Source organism: Methylomonas sp. 2F7 (genome assembly GCF_057126975.1).
Genome location: NZ_CP195203.1, coordinates 3,669,327 through 3,686,219, shown reverse-complemented (window position 1 = coordinate 3,686,219; position 16,893 = coordinate 3,669,327). Strand labels below are relative to the sequence as shown.

The window sequence follows — 16,893 nt, the reverse complement described above, 5'->3', positions numbered from 1 at the left end:
TAAAGAGGTTTTCCCATGTACGTTGATGCTCATAGAAAAGGTGCTAGACAATATGCTGAGGTTCATACCTCCAGCAATTTTGGCGAGGAATCTCCCCATCGATTGATACAAATGTTAATGGAAGGATTTTTGGCGCGAATCAATTCTGCTAAAGGTGCAATTACTCATGGCGATATGGAAGCGAAAAGTATCTATATATCCAAGGCAATTGGCATAGTAGGTGGGCTGAACGAGGTGCTGGACTTAGAGCAGGGTGGAGAAATTGCTGTCAATCTTCGCCAACTGTATGATTACATCAACTTTCGGTTGTTACAGGCAAGCAGTGAAAACAGCGAAGACATCCTAAATGAGGTGACTGTGTTGATGAAAGACGTTAAAGAGGCCTGGGATGCGATTGCCTAATGTCTGTTGATTTCCCTGATCCTAATTTCTTGGAGTGGCAACAGCAGTTACAAGGTTTTGCCGACAATATCCAAGAGTGCATACTAAAGTCGGAATGGGAGAGTCTGGCTGATATTTTGGATAAAAGGCAAGTTTGTTTAGAACAGTTTTTTGCGGGCATAGCGTCCTTACCCGAGCATAAAAAACTACTTATCAAGCAATTAGCTCAGTCCATGCTTGAGCAGGATGCTGTTTTTATTTCTTATATCGAAGAGCAAAAGTCGCTCTCTGCTGCTCAGCAATCTGTCTTGGATCGCGGCCGCAAGGCAATGCAGGCTTATAGCAGTTACTAAGTCATCTGATTCATACCTATCCTCGTTTTTTCCAGATCATCCTGTTACAACACGCTGTTCAGCGTATCGATATACCCCTTAATTTCTTGACTGTGGTCTTGGCGGCAATGAAATGCCGCTCCCCTTTGTGATCATCAATTGTTTGTCTGATTTCAGCTTACAGCTTTCCTCGACGTTTTTGTAACCCTTTCGTATATTGAATTAACGATTCTCAAAATGTGTGAATGGTATGCATATTGTTGATTTAATTTGATATTTTGTATTTTTATTGGGTGTGCTTGGCATTTGGGTTTTCTAGACAATAGATTTCGGAGGGACGAGTCAAAAAAATGTCGTTCTAATTGTCTTAAGGCTGGTTAATTGGCGAAACGGCCTTTGATCTGGTGTGTTTCAGCCGTGTTTGATGATATTAATAGCGTTTTATTTTTTTAATTATTGAATTTAAAAGGGATTTTTATATGTTGGCATAAAAAGTGATTGATGTTTAGTGGCGGCAATAATGCCTATTCCACTTAGTATCAACCGGGAGAACGATCATGCCATCATCAATGGTCATCAATACAAACATCGCGTCATTGAATAGTCAGAAGTTTTTGACGCGGACTAACGATAGCCTGCAAATGTCTATGGAGCGCTTATCATCAGGTCTTAGAGTCAACAGTGCTAAAGACGACGCCGCCGGTTTGGCGATTGCCGACCGGATGACATCGCAAATTCGCGGTATGACTGTTGCCATGCGCAATGCCAACGACGGTATCTCCATGGCGCAAACTGCGGAAGCTGGGATGGGTACAATCACTGAAACTTTGCAGAGAATGCGCGACTTAGCGGTTCAGGCGGCCAACAGAGCGGCTGTTAGCGGTGAAGATAGGCAAAAGCTCCATACCGAATTTAAGCAATTGGGTGCAGAGGTTAAAAGGATTATTCAAAATACCGAATTCAACGGCAAAAAAATTCTAAACGGTTCTCTAAAGAATGCGAACTTTCAAATTGGAGCTAATACTGCGGCAGACAATCAAATATCGGTTACGGTATCGGATTTGTTAGCTGTGACAAGTTTAAGCGCGCTTTTTGGTAACAAGCATTCAATTGGATCAGCTGCTACCTCTGGAAATGTGCGCTCAGCAATCAACGCTATCGATACGGCAATCAGAAGAATTGATACATTTCGTTCGAATTTAGGTGCAATTCAAAATCGGTTTTCCACCACTATATCGAATTTACAGTCTTCCATTGAAAATCAAAGCTCAGCTCGTTCGCGGATTATGGATGCCGACTTCGCTGCCGAAACGGCAAATTTAAGCCGCAGTCAGATTCTGCAACAGGCGGGTACGGCGATGTTGGCTCAGGCTAATCAAGTAACCCAAGGCGTATTGCAGTTATTGAAATAAAAGTAACCGCAGTATTTAGCCTGGATTGACGGTGCATTTGAGTATAGGAATGCTAAGCTGATACCTAGCTAGTGAGATTCCGTAAACTTTAATCAAGAAGTAGCAAATGGTTGATGAACTTGATCGGGTGGGCCAATATGACTTAGGGCCAATAAGCGTAAATAACTTTGGCGAAAAATACTTTTTCAACCTAAATAGAAATAGCTTCGATAAAGTTAGTGCCGAAGCGCTGTTTGACGCGAAGTACGGTAAGGATCTGTTTGCTGAAGATGCGCTTAATGTGATTATCGGTACGGATTCCGGGTTACTGCCAAAATACCTACAAAGTAAGCCTTTACCAAAGGGTACGCGCTACATCTTCATTGAGCCGGAAGGCGTGTTGCAGGGGTTAAAATACAACCAATTGCTTGATGGATTGGATGAGAAGATTCTGTGTATCGGTTTGGAACAATGGCCGGAGGCTATTAAAAGTTTCAAAATAAACGATTATCTGTATATCAACGCAGTACGATCCTACAACGCAATTTGCGCGCAAGACGATTATATAGAGGAGTATGCAGAGCTAAGTTGGCATATCACGGAAGTACTATCACAACTGCATTGGCAAATCAGTGTCGAGCTGGGTAGCGAGGCGTTTATTGCCAGACAGATTATTAATTTGGCCGATAACCAAAGGCCGGCAAAATTGCTCGAAAAGGCCTTTGTCGATAAGACGGTGTTAATTTTGGCGGGTGGTCCCTCGCTTGACGAGGTTTTGCCATGGCTCAGATTGCATCGCAACGAAGTTGTGGTTTTTGCTGTTTCCAGAATTTCTCGCCAGTTATTACAGGCCAATATCGAGCCGGATTTTGTGTTTTCGGTGGATCCGACTGAGCTGAGCTTTGATATCAGCAAGGAAATGCTCGAGTTCAGCAGCAAGCCGATTTTTGTGTATTCCTACCACACTGTCCCCACTTTAGTTAACCAATGGCATGGTCTTGGGTTCTATCTTGGTCCGCGACTGCCTTGGCCGTCGCCACTGAACGTAGCGAATATTGGCAGTGCGGGGCCTACCGTGACCAATACTGCGTTGAGCGTGGCGTATCATTTTGGCTTCAAAAGAATGGTGCTCGCCGGCGTAGACTTATGCTTCACCAGGGAAGGCTTCACTCACGCCACCGGTAGCGACGAGCAAATGGCCGGGCCACGCTTTAATTTGACATCGTTGCAAGTAGAGACAAATGCCGGTTTTATGGCGCCTACAAGTTGCGACTTCGCTCAAGCCATTCTCTCGCTAAGTTTCCAGGCGAAACAGTTATCGGAAATGGGATGTCGGATTTTCAATATTTCCGCCGGTTCTGCCAAAGTCGACAATATCGAGTATTTGCCCATATCCGAAATCGAGTTTGGCGATGGCGCCATTAATGTGGCTAAAATTGTAGCCGAGCGGATTAGTGACGCCGCTGAACAGAGTAAATATCATAAACAAATTCTTGACGAGTTAGGACGTGCCCAATTTCAGATCAAAGGAATTGCCCGTCTGGCGGAGAATGCCCGCCGTGTCAATGACGAGATGTATAGTGCCGATGGAGTCATTGAAAACTATAAGGATAAGAAAAGACTCGATCAGATCGAAAAGAAGTTTAAACGCGAACATAGGCATTTCAGCAAGCTGGTAAAGAGCTTTGGTATCAGAAGTTTTATCAAGTTGACTAAGGCATTTACGGATGAAGAATGGAGTGCGGAAGAGGCGAAGCAACTTGGCAACGTTTTCTACGACGCCTATCGGGAAGGTGCTACAAAATTGATGTGTTTGTTGGATGGCGCTGTCGAAAGAGTTCAAGCCAGACAGCAGGAATATGCGGATGCCCCGAATTTTGGTTTGGTAATCGAGCAATATCGAAAGGACAGAAGTTTTGGTCGTGTAAGATTGTGGAAGGCTATTGCCGAGCTACCGGCAGATGTTCAGGTTCAATTTGCCGATTTTGAAAAACACTTCGTAGAGATTGTTCATGATAAAAATACTCGGCATTTTGCCAAGGCCAAAAGTCAGGGAAATCTTTCCAGTCTGAAGCAAAGGGCGGGCTTGTTATTCAAGCATAAAAAAATCGAAGAATTGAGTGATTTGCTGATCAGTTTGAACAAGCATCAGGATCAGCAGGCGGTTGAGCCTTATCGGCAGCTGATTACCGGTTACTCGGCTGAGTTGCAGCAAAAACCCGCACAGGCTCTGGATGCATATCGACAAATTGTTGACGGTGGTGGTGTGTTGGTCGAGCAGGCTCTGATAAGGATTGCGGATATTGGTATCGATAGCGATGACGCTCATACCGCCAATTTAGCGTTACAGTGTTTGTCGCAATTGAATCCTTTCTACTTGCCCTTGTATGCGGAAATGCAAAGGTTGCATGGCGATGTGATGGTCGCGATAGACGCCTACAATAATTACATCGGTCAATTCCCTCAAGATACGTTGGTGCAAATAAAGTTGGCTAACTTGTATACGGAGCAAGGGATTTATGATGCGGCTATCATGATGCTGGATTATATTTTGGCTCAAAAACCTGATCTTGAAGTTGCTGTCACCATGAAGGCTGCGTTGGTTTCCGCTGGATTTTAGCTGCGGATATGGTGTCTCGTAGTCTTGGGCTATTTTTAAAGGGTCAAACTTTTTTCAATATCAATTCCAAAACCAATTTACTGCCGAAATAGGCCAGTAATAATGAAGTAAAGCCTATAAGGGTCCACTGAATTGCGCTTTGTCCACGCCAGCCATAGCGAATCCTGCCGAACAGAAGTGCGGAAAAAATTATCCAGGCCAGGATTGATAGTACGGTTTTATGAACCAAATGCTGTGCAAATAAATCCTCGACGAAAAAGAAGCCGGTGACCAAAGATGCGGTCAAAAACAGTAATCCCGTCGCAATCATTTGAAACAACAGCGATTCCATGGCCTGCAAAGGCGGTAAAGCCAACATAAAGCGTTTAGGGTGGTGATGGCGCAATTGTTGATCCTGAACGGCCAATAAAATGGCTTGTAAAGCAGCGATATTTAACAGGCTGAACGCTAATATCGATGTCAGGATGTGGGTGCTCATCTGCCAATTATGATTGATCAGCAGGTGTGGTGTTGCCGGATAGCTCATATCTAAAGCCAGCATCGCTCCCGCCACTGGGAAAATCAATACGCCAAGTTTTGCTACTGGTTTGTCCAGCGAGGCAATTAACAGTAGAAGGCAAATAACCAAACCTGCTAGCGATGCCGTGCTGAAAAAGCTGAAGTTGAATCCTTCATGATTTTGCACGTTCATCACGGTATAGACACTATGCAGCCCTGCGCCAAGCCAAGCTAGTTGCATGGATAACTGGTGCTGTCTGGCTCCAAAGATTTCTCTAACGATGAATGTCGCGGCAATCGCATAGCTTAATATCGAAAACAGGCCGACGGGTGTGGTGTACATGGCGATGGCAGGGGAATAATCAAAAGGTGTTGCGATAGGGTTATGTTAAACTAAGCAGACCAATTGTTGTAATCCGTTTGTGTTGGCAGACATCCGCCGGAACCCTATAAAAATAAAGACGCAGCTATGTTTGATAATTTATCCGATCGCCTCAGTGGCACGCTAAAAAAAATTAAAGGCCAAGGTCGTCTGACCGAGAGCAATATCCAGGACACCATGCGCGAAGTCCGAATGGCTTTGCTGGAGGCCGATGTCGCTTTGCCGGTGGTGACCGATTTTATCGATCAAGTTACTCAGCGCGCGTTGGGTCAGGAAGTTCAAACCAGTTTGACTCCCGGGCAGGCACTGATCAAGGTGGTGCAGTCTGAATTAGTCAAAGTGATGGGCTCGGCGAACGAAGAGCTGAACTTGCGTACCAATCCGCCGGCAATTGTATTGATGGCCGGCTTGCAAGGTGCCGGTAAAACCACTACGGTGGCAAAATTAGGCCGCCATCTGAAAGAAAAGAAAAAGAAAAAAGTTGGGGTGGTTAGCGTTGACGTTTATCGTCCTGCGGCGATCAAGCAGTTAGAGACATTAGCCGCTGATGTTGGCTTGAAGTTCTTCGAAAGCGATGCCAGCGAAAATCCGGTCGACATTGTTAATAGAGCTATAGATGCGGCAAAGCGTCAATTTTTAGACGTGGTTATCGTCGATACTGCCGGTCGTTTACATGTCGATGACGAGATGATGGCTGAGATCAAGGCGTTGCATGCCGCGATCAAGCCGATTGAGACCTTGTTCGTGGTTGATAGCATGACAGGCCAAGATGCTGCTAATACCGCTAAAGCTTTTCACGATGCCTTGCCTTTGACTGGTGTAATTCTGACCAAGGCCGACGGCGATGCGCGTGGCGGTGCGGCGCTGTCCATCAGGCATATTACCGGCAAACCTATCAAGTTTATCGGTGTCGGCGAAAAAACCGATGCTTTGGAGCCTTTCTATCCTGATCGTCTTGCCTCCCGCATTTTGGGCATGGGCGATATGTTGTCGCTGATCGAGAATATCGAGCAAAATGTCGACAAGAAAAAGGCCGAGCAATTAGCCAAAAAGCTGCAAAAAGGCAAAAGCTTCGATTTGAACGATCTGAAGGAGCAGCTTGAACAAATGCAGAATATGGGCGGGCTTGGCGCGATGATGGATAAGCTGCCGGGTATGGGCGGAGTGCCCAAAGATATTAAGGATAAAGTCAACGACAAAGATCTGGCGCATCAGATTGCCGTAATCAACTCAATGACCAAACAAGAGCGGCGTTTTCCTGATCTGATTAAAGGCGGTCGGAAGCAGCGTATCGCCGATGGTTGCGGCTTGGACTTGCAGGCTGTAAATCGTGTGTTGAAGCAGCATCAAATGATGGAAAAGATGATGAAAAAATTCAGCAAGGGTAATATTGCCAACATGATGCGCGGCTTGAAGAGCAATATGCGCGGCATGAGAATGTGATTGTCGTAATTTGTCCTTCACTTATTGTGAAAATCGCGTAGAATAGTTTGATTAAGTTTTTTGATTCAATGTTATTTAAGGTATCCAAATGGTAAGCATTCGTTTGTCCAGAGGCGGCGCTAAGAATCGTCCTTTCTATCATGTTGTTGTTACCGACAGCAGAAGCAGTCGCGATGGTCGTTACATTGAGCGCGTAGGTTTTTTCAATCCTTTAGCTCGCGGTGGTGAGCAAAGATTAGTATTGGATAGCGAACGCGTCCAATACTGGAAATCCAATGGCGCGCAACCTACTGATCGCGTCGCTAGATTGATCAAAGACGCCGATAAAGCAGCCGCTTAATTTAGCTTTGCCAGCAGGGGAATTGTTGAACGTCGGTCAAGTGTCCGGCGTTTTTGGTGTAAAAGGATGGGTAAAAGTCTATTCTTTCACTGATCCCCGCGAAAATATATTGCAGTATTCGCCGTGGATTCTCCAGAAGAATAGCCAAATCCAAGAAGTTAAATTGCTTGGTGGCAGGCGGCAAGGCAGCTTAGTTGTCGCAGAATTGCAAGGCATTAACGATAGAGATCTTGCCGCTGAGTTGATGGGGGCTGATATTCTGATACGCAAGCAACAACTACCCAAAGCCAGCGATGGCGAATATTATTGGGCCGATCTGATTGGACTGGAAGTACGCAATCAAGAAGGTTGCAAATTAGGCAAGGTTGATCATTTGTTAGAAACTGGCGCTAATGATGTGTTGGTAGTAGTTGATGGCGACGTAGAGCGCCTGATTCCGTTTTTGCAGCAGAGTACTATTTTAAAAATTGATCTTGACGATGGTCTGATTATCGTCGATTGGGATCCTGACTTTTAACTCTCAAGGCATGCGTTTCGATGTTATCAGTCTCTTTCCTGATATGGTATCGGATGCCGCTGGTTACGGGGTAACTGGTAGAGCAATTGAGCGAGGCTTGGTTGATTTGTCCGTTTGGAATCCTCGTGATTACACGCACGATAAACACCGGACAGTGGATGATAGACCTTATGGCGGCGGGCCGGGCATGGTAATGAAATGCCAACCTTTGCTCGACGCGGTAGATGCAGCCAAACAGCATAATGCCTTGGCTAATAGCAAAGTGATTTGCTTGAGTCCGCAGGGGCGTTTGCTTAATCAGGAGTTGTTGTTGGATGCGAGTTGCTATGACCAATTGATCCTCGTATCCGGTCGCTATGAAGGTATAGACGAACGTTTTATCCAGCATGCCTGTGACGAAGAATGGTCGCTGGGGGATTACGTCATCAGCGGTGGCGAGCTGGCAGCCTTGGTAGTAATCGATGCGGTTACCAGGTTAATTCCTGGCGTACTTGGTGACGAAGAATCTGCTAAACAAGACTCGCATTTTGATGGATTGTTGGATTGCCCGCATTATACGCGGCCCGAGCATAGCGATATTGGCGACGTTCCGGATGTACTACTCGGCGGAAATCATGCTGACATCAAACGGTGGCGTATGAAACAGGCGTTGGGGCGGACTTGGTCTAGGCGCCCTGATATGCTTGGAAAAGTAACATTAAGCGCAGAGCAGGATGCTTTGTTGAAAGAATTTAGAACTGAAGTTGTTTAATAGGGTGTGGTTATGAGTAAAATTATTGAAGAATTGGAAGCTGAACAGCTGAAAAAAGATGTACCGGAATTCGGACCTGGCGACACTGTCGTGGTGCAAGTTAGAGTAACTGAAGGCACGCGGGAAAGGTTACAGGCTTTTGAAGGCATCGTGATTGCTAAACGTAATCGCGGTTTGAATTCAGCATTTACCGTCAGAAAAATTTCGCATGGCGTGGGTGTTGAGCGTGTTTTCCAAACCCACAGTCCATCGGTTGGCAGTATCGAAGTAAAACGTCGCGGTGACGTTCGTCGCGCTAAACTTTATTATCTGCGCGACTTGGCTGGTAAAGCCGCACGTATCAAAGAGAAACTTTCTTAATACGTTGCGATCTGGTTCGTTTATAGCGAATCAGTTGATTAGAAAAGGCGGCCTGCTTAGCTGCCTTTTTTTTTGCCGATAGCAAGAGAGAAGTGATGCCTTTACATATCGTTTGGCAAACTGTTGCGGATGGCGAAGAGTCCCTGCTCGCCGTGCCACTACTCGATGCGGAATTGAGATTAACCATGGTTGGTGAAATCATTACGGATGCCTCTTGGCATGTTGGTGGTGAGTTAACCAAGACTTTGTCATCGCAGGCTGTCCGCGTGCAAAGCTATCTGTTAAACCCGATGCAAACTGAGCTGCATGTCAACTTGCTAAGCCAAGGTAGCGCATACGGTAATGCCGTTTGGAGCGCGCTATTGGCTATTCCCGTCGGGCAAGTAGAAACATACTCGGGGTTAGCGGAGAAGCTGGGCTCAGGACCTAGGGCAATAGCAGGGGCTTGCCGCAATAACCCTTATGCGGGGATTATCCCGTGTCATCGGGTGGTGGCAAAGCGTGGCATCGGCGGTTTTATGGGGCAGGCTGATGGCGAGTTTGTCGCGCTTAAACACCGTTTACTTGAGTACGAACGTGGTTTGGGATTGGGCGGGGAATGAATTCGGCGCAGACCATAGAGTCTTTCTTAAACGCGTTATGGCTGGAATTTGGATTAAGCGACAATACGCTATCGGCTTATGGCAGCGATCTCAAATTGTTTGCGAAGTGGCTGAAGGATAAGGATATAACGACTGTTGACGAAACGACGATCAAGAGCTTTTTGGCTAACCGACAGCAACAAGGTATAACCAGTCGTTCGTCGGCCAGAATAGTGTCCTGTTTGCGGCGCTTTTACGGTTATCTGCTGCGCGAAGGTAAGATTAATATCGATCCTACTCAATTGATAGATGCGCCACAGCTTGGCCGCACGTTGCCGGATTCGTTGTCGGAAGCCGACGTAGAGTTATTGTTAAACGCTCCGGAAATTACCGATAAGTTAGGTTTCAGGGATAGAACTATGTTAGAAATGCTTTACGCTACCGGGTTGCGGGTTTCAGAGTTAGTCGAACTTAAGTTCGGTCAAATCAATTTCCGGCAGGGTTGTGTGCGTATCGTCGGCAAAGGCGACAAAGAACGCTTGGTGCCGGTTGGTGAAGAAGCCATGGATTGGACCGAACGTTATCTGAATACTGCCAGACAAGCAATCCTGGGAAATAGACAAAGCGACTATTTGTTTGTTACCAGCCGGGGCACTTCTATGACCAGACAGGCTTTTTGGCATATTATCAAGCGCTATGCCGCGCTGGCCGGTATCGACAAACATTTGTCGCCGCATACTCTGCGTCATGCGTTTGCCACCCATTTGTTGAATCATGGTGCTGACCTTCGAGTCGTACAACTATTGCTCGGTCATTCGGATTTATCCACTACCCAAATTTATACGCATATTGCCCAACAGCGCTTGAAAGCGTTACACACTCAACATCATCCAAGAGGCTAACTATGACTGCATCGATTCATCCAACTGCTTTTGTCGAAACTGGCGCCATGCTTGGAGAAAACTGTAGCGTTGGGCCGTTTGCGGTGATAGAGGCGGGGGCTGTGATTGGCGCGAATAGTCAAATAGGTGCCCATGCCGTAGTGCATGCACATGTCAAAATGGGCGACGGTAATGTGTTACATCCGCACTCGGTACTAGGCGGATTACCGCAGGACTTGGGGTTTGCTGCCCAAACCGAGTCGTGGCTGGAGGTTGGCGACAATAACGTGTTTCGAGAAGGGTTTACCGCGCATAGGGCTACAGTAGCTGGCAGCGCTACCAGGATCGGGTCAGGTTGCTATTTCATGAATAACAGCCATGTTGCCCATGATTGCTCGGTGGGCGATAAAACTATTTTTGCCAATAATGTGGCGATTGGCGGCCATGTAGAGGTTGGTCATAACGTGTTTATGGGCGGCGCGGTAGTCGTACATCAATTTTGCCGGATCGGCGCTTACGCCATCGTGCAAGGAACAACAGGGATTAACATGGATGTGATCCCGTTTATGCTGATAGGTGGCCGGCCCGCGAAGCATTATCGGCTCAACATCGTGGGATTAAGACGAGCCGGTATAGTGGGCGAGAATTACAAAGTACTTTCCGCCGCGTTCAGATTGTTGAAAAATAAAAAAAGCCTTGAAGAATTGCAATCTACCGAAGAGCTGCAATACTTACGGCGTTGGTTGGCAGTCGATTCCAAACGTGGATTGCACGGATTTATCGATGTTACCAACTGAATTGAATAGTCAGGGGCAATGCCGTAGGAATTTAACCAATTAGTTCCGCAGGCTACAGTTGCAAGCCAGTCCGCTAACAGACAGCAAGATTTATCATGAAAATACAAGTAATCGATAACATCGGTCAAATCCAGCCACTGATGCTGATGGCGGAAGCGGATGTTGCTTTTTATTCGGATGAGATTCAGGCCCTTAATGCTGCCGAACAGCTCCAACCCAACATCATTTTGCTGAATTTTGCATTGCGCGGTAGCCAAACGCCCGACTATACCAACTTGTTATTAGCGGCCAGTCCGACCAGTAATATCGTGATCATCGGCGATGACTTACATGAAGAGCAAATTCTGCACTGCGTGCTGGCTGGCGCCAAGGGCTATCAAAACAGTCTGTCATTGGCGGCCTATATCAACAGAATGATCCATGCAGTCGCCGCGGGCGAGGCTTGGTTGAGCCGTAAGATCGTCGCTTACCTTCTGGACGCCATTCACCGGAATTATTCGGTTCAAGCAATTAGCTAAAAGTGCAAACCCGCTTCGAAATAAAAAGTTTGTCCGGCGATGGGCAAATTGTAAAGATAGCTGGACGTAGCCGGTTCCTTGCCGTGGCTATCGAATAGGTTCCGAGCCGATGCAGTTAGATCCAGATAGCCCATCAGTTTTTTAGCATTTAAAGTTAAATCGACCGTTTCATAATCTTTCAAAACGCGCGTATCTCCTGGGCTGCTAAGGCGGTGACCTATCCAGTTGATTTGCGTTTGAATCTGCCATTTCGGCATGAAATTCCAAGCGAGTGCGGTGTAAACATGATGTTCGGGGACATTGCTAACCCGGGTATGAGTCGCTTCGTTGCGGGCAAATTGCCACGCATAGTTACCGCGTAGATTCCAATCCGAGTGAAACTTCCAATCCCATTCAAACTCGCTGCCGTAGCCGTCTTGACCTGAGGAGTTACGCTCGGTCAGGGTGCCTGCGCCGGAAATCGGGCCGCTAATCAAATCGCGGATCTCATAATGGTATAAATTCAACGCGGTTCTCAGATTCTTCGTCGGACGATAATCGAATGCCAGTTCGGTAGTAGAAATGGTTTCCGGACTTAAAGCCGGGTTGCCAAGGAAAAGCGGGCTATTTTGCTGATATTGTTCGAGAAAGCTTGGGGCTCTGTAAGCCTGACCATAGAGCAATTTAGTGGTCAATTGTGAATTGATATTCCAGACCAGCGCGGCGCGGGGGTTCAATGTGCCGCCAAAGTCGGAATAGTGGTCAAAGCGCAAACCGGTGGTCAGGTGCCAGTCTTCGGCAAATTGCCATTCGTCTTGTATCGCTGCGGACCAAATGTCGCGATGATGGTCGTCAATAAATGTGAGAGGGGTTCCGGTTAAATCTTGTAAGCCGCCGGCAAGGTTGATGGCGGGAAATGCAGATAGCCCGGCGCCGTTGATAACGCCTACGCCATAATTCCGTGCTTCTTGCGTGTTCATTTCCTCATAGCGGAAACCGGCAATCATGCGGATCAAATGATCGGAGAAACCTTTGTAAATACCGGTGAACTCAAAGCTGGGTACGGTATTTTTAAAACCGGCTACGAAACGTAGCCCCTCCGGAAATAGCATTAAGCCTTTAGTCGACGCCAGCTGGTCGGTGACGTTGCCGTCCGCGCCGATCGGTAAAATCGAGCCACCCGGGAAACCGTAAATATTGGCCGAGACATCAGTATGCAGAAAGCTGGCGTGGGCTTGCAATTCCCAGTTCTCCAGGTCGTCCTCGGTCGAGTAACGCACATCCGCCAAGTAATTGCTGCCATTGCCCTTGCCTTTGTTATCCAGGGCACCATAGGCGCCGGAGCGAAAGCCGTAATCTGATTCGTTAAAAGCCCAAAATCCCAAATCCCAATGTTTGCGTTGCAAACTGAGATGGCCGTTCCAACGTTCGTTTTGGGTTTGCATTGGGCCGGGGGCGAGCGATATATTCGTGCCCAATACTTGGTCGACTTGGGTTTGCGCGTCGGCCGTGATGACCCGATCCGGATCGACACCGTTATGGCTATATTGCAGGCTGCCTGCTACATCCCAGCCTTGCCATTTGCCACCGTATTGGCCCCAAGTGCTTTTAGTATCGGCATTACCGCCGCGTGCGCCGACTGTTGCGCCATCAATATCCGCAGCCTTTTTGGTAACAATATTAATTACCCCCGCGAAGGCGTCCGCGCCGTAAAGCGCCGACCCCGGCCCTCTGATTACCTCGACGCGTTGAATATTTTCGACGGGAATAATCATCCCAGCCATATGCGTGCCCTGATAAGGCACGGAGAAACGCGTGCCGTTAAGCATGAGCAATACTTCGGCATTGGTTTCGTTGCGCATGCCGCGCATCGTGTAACTATAATCGTTAGTGACCGGTTGGATCGTAACATGCATGCCAGGTACGGTTTCCAGCACCTCGTGCAGATCGGTAGCACCCATCGTGGCAATTTGCTCGGCGGTGATAACGGTGGTCACTGCTGCCGATTGCGACACCGATTTGGCGGTGCCCGAGGCAATGCTCACTGAAATATTGGCTAACTCCGCAGGCGATAAATCCAGCAGTTCATTTACGGTTTGTTCTGCATGGGCCTGCTGACCGATGAGGCTAAGGACTAGAGAGTGTTTGAAAAGCTGCTTCTTGACTGTTTTCAGCATAGGATTTCTCATAATTCCCGCAGGGGTACCGGTTTGGCAATGCCGTAGCCTTGCGCGTAATTCACTCCCAAGGTTTGTAGTAGATCGAAAATACTTTGGTTCTCCACAAACTCGGCGATGGTTTTTTTGCCCATCACGTGGGCCACCTCGTTAATCGCTTTAACCATAGTCAAATCCACCCGATCATCCAGTATGTCTTTTACAAACAGCCCGTCTATTTTTAAATAATCGACCGGTAGGTTCTTTAGATAAGCAAATGACGACAAGCCGCTGCCGAAGTCGTCCAGGGAAAAAGAACAGCCCTTTTGGCGCAGCGAATCGATAAATTGCCGAGCATAGGAAAGATTGCTGATGGCCGCTGTTTCGGTGATTTCGAAACAAATTTTGTGGGTTGGTATCTGCCATTTGCGGAATTGCTCATCGATAAAGCCAAGCATGGCTTGGTCCGACAGCGACAAACCGGACAGATTGACCGAGCACATTTCCAAACGATCCAGGAAGCCGGGCGTAGTCGCTAAGTACTGGAACAAACGGGAGATCACCCAGCGGTCTAAAGGCGAAGCCATGTTGTAGCGTTCTGCGGCAGGTAGAAAAGCACCGGGCGGAATCACCTTATCTTGATCGTCTCGGTAGCGGATCAAGGTTTCAAAATGCAGACCGCCGCGATTAGCTGCTATAGGCACGATCAATTGACCGAATAACTGGAAGCGGTCTCGCTCGATTCCCATGCGGATTTTTTCCACCCATTGCATTTCACCTTGGCGGAGTGTGAGCTCTTCGTCGTCCGGACTGAATATATGTACCCTGTTGCGGCCTTTTTCCTTAGCGGCGTAACAGGCGGCATCGGCTTCTTTCAATACATCCACGGCATTGCCGCAGGCGCGATTGATTGGGGCGATGCCGATACTCACCCCGATGTTGAAACTACGGTTTTCCCAGGCAAATTGGAAGTCGCATACCGCATTGCGCAGTTTTTCGCCGGTGATGATGGCTTGTTCGAGGGAACAATACGACATCAGGATGCCGAATTCGTCGCCGCCCAGTCTAGCCAATATGTCCATTCTGCGCACTTGTTGGCGCAATACTTCGCCGAGCTGCCTTAGTAGCTCGTCGCCCGCCAGATGGCCGCAGGTATCGTTGACGATTTTGAATTGATCCAGATCCAAATAACATAAAACGTGGTGGCTGTCGTTGGCTTGCGCCTCTAACACCAGATTCTGAATATGGATGTCGAATTGGCGTCGGTTGACCAGGCCGGTCAATTCGTCGTGGCTGGCCTGATAAGCGATTTTTTCCGAGAGGCGTCGGGTTTCGGTAATGTCTTCGCAAACCAGTAACAGGTGCGAACGATTGTTTTCGTCTTTCACCAAGCGTGCGGTTTCCCTGGCCCAGATAATGTTACCATTGCGGCAGATGATGCGGCTTTCCAGCTTATGTACTTGCTCGGGATGATTACGGCAGATTTGGAAGAACTGGTTGCAGTTGTTTATATCTTCGGGATGGGCGAAGTTGAAAATAGAGCAGCCTTGCAGTTCCTCAACGCTTAAACCCAGCTGGCGGGCGCCGAAGCGGTTTACCGAGATGATTTGCCCTTGCATATCCAGGTTAAACACCATGGTCGGATTGTTGTCGTACAAGGCCTGGAAGTTATTTTTGACGCTAATCAAGGCTTTGTTTTGAATCTCCACGGTATCCAGCATACCGTTGAACGCATCGACCAAAATTCCCATTTCATCATTGCTGTGCTTGGCTGCACGCAAGGAATAGTCGTGTTCCTGGCTGACTTTTTGCGCGGTTTTAGCCAGTTGCGCTATGGGCTTGGCCACCCGGTTTAACAAGGGTGCGGTCAGAAAAAACGTAATAGACAAAGCGACAAACAACACAATCAGGACGACGCCGACAAATTGCAATTCTCGCCAGAACGCGGCACTGAGGTCGGAGGATAGAAAAATCCCGCCGACAATTTCGTCATCCAGGCGCATGGGCTGATAAACATAAAGGTTGAGTTTATCGAAATAATTACGCAAGCCATGCGATACGACCGGGCAGGTAGCGGATTGCTTGTCCAGCGAGGTGAATAACTGACCTCTTTTGGTGTAGACGCAAGCGCTGCGCAAATCGGGGAGATTATTCAAGGACACCAGGTTTTCCTTGGCCAAATTGGCGTCGTCAAACATCACTGCGGCGACACTTCGGTTGGCAATCAGGCTGGCAACGGCGATTAAGTCGCTTTGGGCTTTGCGCTTTACTTCTGTGACGTTCACCGTTACCAAAATCACCAAGGCCAACAGCATGGAAAATAGACTGGAGGTAATGGCGATGCTAAACAATTTGCCTTTGATGGATAGCCGCGAGAAGAATCTACTCATGCTCGGCCCCCTCCACCAGTATGGCAACCTCGATGAGTTTGGCGCTGACGTTAAAACCGCTTTGCTTCAAAGCCTTGAGGTTGAGGTGCAGTTTGACTTTGCCGTCGTCGAGCGCAAAGCCGATCATGCCGCCGGACTCGGCAAAAAACGGCTCACTGCTGACCGTTAATGACTTTTTCAGCGAGCCGACCAGTAACACGCCTGGTAAAGCAAGGTCTGAGCGCTGCTCGGGATTGTCGAAATAGACGATGTCGCAATCTTTCGCCTGTTTGGGAGTATCGAACTTGAACAACCGAATGGGTTTTTCCTGAACGGTTTTGCTCTCCAGCGGGCTCAGCAGACTCCCGAAGGGGTCGTGGCCGATAATGCAGATATTAAAGGTGGGGCTGGCTTTTTCCGGCCAAGTAATGAATTTGGTGAAGTTATAAAGATAGGCGGCCTTGACCTTATATTCCAGGTTCAGTTCGTCTGCCGGCGAAGGCTGACTGACAAAGCAAAATAATATTACCCACTTTACGAGCTCAAAGGCGCGCCGCAACGACAATGCGTCATCAGTGGAAAAGACGGAAACCAAGG

General features: G+C 47.7%; 17 protein-coding genes. 13 read left to right on the top strand and 4 right to left on the bottom strand.

Annotated elements, in window-relative coordinates; translation table 11 throughout:
• The first annotated feature begins 15 nt into the window (after window positions 1-15).
• From fliS to ACR64Q_RS16540, 4 genes are all read left to right on the top strand, one after another.
• On the top strand, window positions 16-402 hold the full coding sequence (fliS, locus tag ACR64Q_RS16555; protein ID WP_026602079.1) for a flagellar export chaperone FliS: 387 nt from the start codon (window positions 16-18) through the stop codon (window positions 400-402).
• Window positions 402-734 (top strand): hypothetical protein, encoded by a 333-nt coding sequence (locus ACR64Q_RS16550; protein WP_313732466.1) that lies wholly within the window; start codon window positions 402-404, stop codon window positions 732-734. Before fliS ends, ACR64Q_RS16550 begins: the two co-directional genes overlap by 1 nt.
• A gap of 536 nt (window positions 735-1,270) precedes the next feature.
• Window positions 1,271-2,125, top strand: coding sequence for a flagellin N-terminal helical domain-containing protein (locus ACR64Q_RS16545; protein ID WP_036275861.1), 855 nt, complete (start codon window positions 1,271-1,273; stop codon window positions 2,123-2,125).
• Between the two features lie 106 nt (window positions 2,126-2,231).
• Complete coding sequence (locus ACR64Q_RS16540; protein WP_026602077.1) at window positions 2,232-4,724, top strand: 6-hydroxymethylpterin diphosphokinase MptE-like protein; 2,493 nt, start codon at window positions 2,232-2,234, stop codon at window positions 4,722-4,724.
• Between the two features lie 43 nt (window positions 4,725-4,767).
• Here ACR64Q_RS16540 and ACR64Q_RS16535 read toward each other — a convergent pair whose 3' ends face one another.
• Window positions 4,768-5,565 carry a cytochrome C assembly family protein gene (locus ACR64Q_RS16535; protein ID WP_020484861.1) on the bottom strand — a complete coding sequence of 266 codons (798 nt, stop codon included), beginning with the start codon at window positions 5,563-5,565 and terminating at the stop codon, window positions 4,768-4,770.
• 126 nt (window positions 5,566-5,691) lie between these two features.
• On the opposite strand from ACR64Q_RS16535, the gene ffh reads away from it, so the two are divergent.
• The 9 genes from ffh to ACR64Q_RS16490 all read left to right on the top strand — a co-directional run bounded on the left by ffh (window position 5,692) and on the right by ACR64Q_RS16490 (window position 11,792).
• Window positions 5,692-7,047, top strand: coding sequence for a signal recognition particle protein (gene ffh / locus ACR64Q_RS16530; protein WP_026602076.1), 1,356 nt, complete (start codon window positions 5,692-5,694; stop codon window positions 7,045-7,047).
• A gap of 88 nt (window positions 7,048-7,135) precedes the next feature.
• Entirely contained in the window at window positions 7,136-7,387 is a 252-nt protein-coding gene (gene rpsP / locus ACR64Q_RS16525) for a 30S ribosomal protein S16 (RefSeq protein ID WP_026602075.1), read from the top strand.
• 25 nt (window positions 7,388-7,412) lie between these two features.
• Complete coding sequence (gene rimM / locus ACR64Q_RS16520) at window positions 7,413-7,904, top strand: ribosome maturation factor RimM (protein WP_020484864.1); 492 nt, start codon at window positions 7,413-7,415, stop codon at window positions 7,902-7,904.
• Window positions 7,905-7,914: 10 nt separating this feature from the next.
• Window positions 7,915-8,655 carry a tRNA (guanosine(37)-N1)-methyltransferase TrmD gene (gene trmD / locus ACR64Q_RS16515; protein ID WP_036275856.1) on the top strand — a complete coding sequence of 247 codons (741 nt, stop codon included), beginning with the start codon at window positions 7,915-7,917 and terminating at the stop codon, window positions 8,653-8,655.
• A gap of 12 nt (window positions 8,656-8,667) precedes the next feature.
• Window positions 8,668-9,015 (top strand): 50S ribosomal protein L19, encoded by a 348-nt coding sequence (rplS, locus tag ACR64Q_RS16510; protein ID WP_020484866.1) that lies wholly within the window; start codon window positions 8,668-8,670, stop codon window positions 9,013-9,015.
• A 95-nt stretch (window positions 9,016-9,110) separates the two neighbouring features.
• Window positions 9,111-9,617: a methylated-DNA--[protein]-cysteine S-methyltransferase gene (locus ACR64Q_RS16505; protein WP_026602072.1), complete on the top strand. Its 507-nt coding sequence runs from the start codon at window positions 9,111-9,113 to the stop codon at window positions 9,615-9,617.
• Window positions 9,614-10,498 (top strand): site-specific tyrosine recombinase XerD, encoded by an 885-nt coding sequence (gene xerD, locus ACR64Q_RS16500; RefSeq protein WP_026602071.1) that lies wholly within the window; start codon window positions 9,614-9,616, stop codon window positions 10,496-10,498. The genes ACR64Q_RS16505 and xerD overlap by 4 nt, the downstream gene beginning before the upstream one ends.
• Before the next feature lie 2 nt (window positions 10,499-10,500).
• On the top strand, window positions 10,501-11,274 hold the full coding sequence (lpxA, locus tag ACR64Q_RS16495) for an acyl-ACP--UDP-N-acetylglucosamine O-acyltransferase (protein ID WP_026602070.1): 774 nt from the start codon (window positions 10,501-10,503) through the stop codon (window positions 11,272-11,274).
• Window positions 11,275-11,369: 95 nt separating this feature from the next.
• A complete protein-coding gene (locus ACR64Q_RS16490; protein ID WP_026602069.1) occupies window positions 11,370-11,792 on the top strand; it encodes a transcriptional regulator in 423 nt (140 codons plus the stop codon).
• Here ACR64Q_RS16490 and ACR64Q_RS16485 read toward each other — a convergent pair.
• Genes ACR64Q_RS16485 through ACR64Q_RS16475 form a run of 3 tightly spaced genes read right to left on the bottom strand, consistent with a single transcriptional unit; the run spans window position 11,789 to window position 16,891 of the window.
• Window positions 11,789-13,948 (bottom strand): TonB-dependent receptor plug domain-containing protein, encoded by a 2,160-nt coding sequence (locus tag ACR64Q_RS16485; RefSeq protein WP_026602068.1) that lies wholly within the window; start codon window positions 13,946-13,948, stop codon window positions 11,789-11,791. The genes ACR64Q_RS16490 and ACR64Q_RS16485 overlap by 4 nt on opposite strands.
• Window positions 13,949-13,956: 8 nt before the next feature.
• Entirely contained in the window at window positions 13,957-16,317 is a 2,361-nt protein-coding gene (locus tag ACR64Q_RS16480; protein ID WP_313732464.1) for an EAL domain-containing protein, read from the bottom strand.
• Window positions 16,310-16,891 carry a YfiR family protein gene (locus ACR64Q_RS16475; RefSeq protein ID WP_020484873.1) on the bottom strand — a complete coding sequence of 194 codons (582 nt, stop codon included), beginning with the start codon at window positions 16,889-16,891 and terminating at the stop codon, window positions 16,310-16,312. Before ACR64Q_RS16475 ends, ACR64Q_RS16480 begins: the two co-directional genes overlap by 8 nt.
• Between the last annotated feature and the right edge of the window lie 2 nt (window positions 16,892-16,893).

Excerpts from the sequence above, each read along its gene's own strand:
- ACR64Q_RS16545 (WP_036275861.1), top strand. The coding sequence starts at position 1,271 with ATGCCATCATCAATGGTCATCAATACAAACATCGCGTCATTGAATAGT.
- ffh (WP_026602076.1), top strand. The coding sequence starts at position 5,692 with ATGTTTGATAATTTATCCGATCGCCTCAGTGGCACGCTAAAAAAAATT.
- rpsP (WP_026602075.1), top strand. The coding sequence starts at position 7,136 with ATGGTAAGCATTCGTTTGTCCAGAGGCGGCGCTAAGAATCGTCCTTTC.
- ACR64Q_RS16505 (WP_026602072.1), top strand. The coding sequence starts at position 9,111 with ATGCCTTTACATATCGTTTGGCAAACTGTTGCGGATGGCGAAGAGTCC.
- rplS (WP_020484866.1), top strand. The coding sequence starts at position 8,668 with ATGAGTAAAATTATTGAAGAATTGGAAGCTGAACAGCTGAAAAAAGAT.
- ACR64Q_RS16535 (WP_020484861.1), bottom strand. The coding sequence starts at position 5,565 with ATGTACACCACACCCGTCGGCCTGTTTTCGATATTAAGCTATGCGATT.
- ACR64Q_RS16480 (WP_313732464.1), bottom strand. The coding sequence starts at position 16,317 with ATGAGTAGATTCTTCTCGCGGCTATCCATCAAAGGCAAATTGTTTAGC.
- lpxA (WP_026602070.1), top strand. The coding sequence starts at position 10,501 with ATGACTGCATCGATTCATCCAACTGCTTTTGTCGAAACTGGCGCCATG.
- ACR64Q_RS16490 (WP_026602069.1), top strand. The coding sequence starts at position 11,370 with ATGAAAATACAAGTAATCGATAACATCGGTCAAATCCAGCCACTGATG.
- trmD (WP_036275856.1), top strand. The coding sequence starts at position 7,915 with ATGCGTTTCGATGTTATCAGTCTCTTTCCTGATATGGTATCGGATGCC.
- ACR64Q_RS16485 (WP_026602068.1), bottom strand. The coding sequence starts at position 13,948 with ATGCTGAAAACAGTCAAGAAGCAGCTTTTCAAACACTCTCTAGTCCTT.
- ACR64Q_RS16550 (WP_313732466.1), top strand. The coding sequence starts at position 402 with ATGTCTGTTGATTTCCCTGATCCTAATTTCTTGGAGTGGCAACAGCAG.
- fliS (WP_026602079.1), top strand. The coding sequence starts at position 16 with ATGTACGTTGATGCTCATAGAAAAGGTGCTAGACAATATGCTGAGGTT.
- xerD (WP_026602071.1), top strand. The coding sequence starts at position 9,614 with ATGAATTCGGCGCAGACCATAGAGTCTTTCTTAAACGCGTTATGGCTG.
- ACR64Q_RS16540 (WP_026602077.1), top strand. The coding sequence starts at position 2,232 with ATGGTTGATGAACTTGATCGGGTGGGCCAATATGACTTAGGGCCAATA.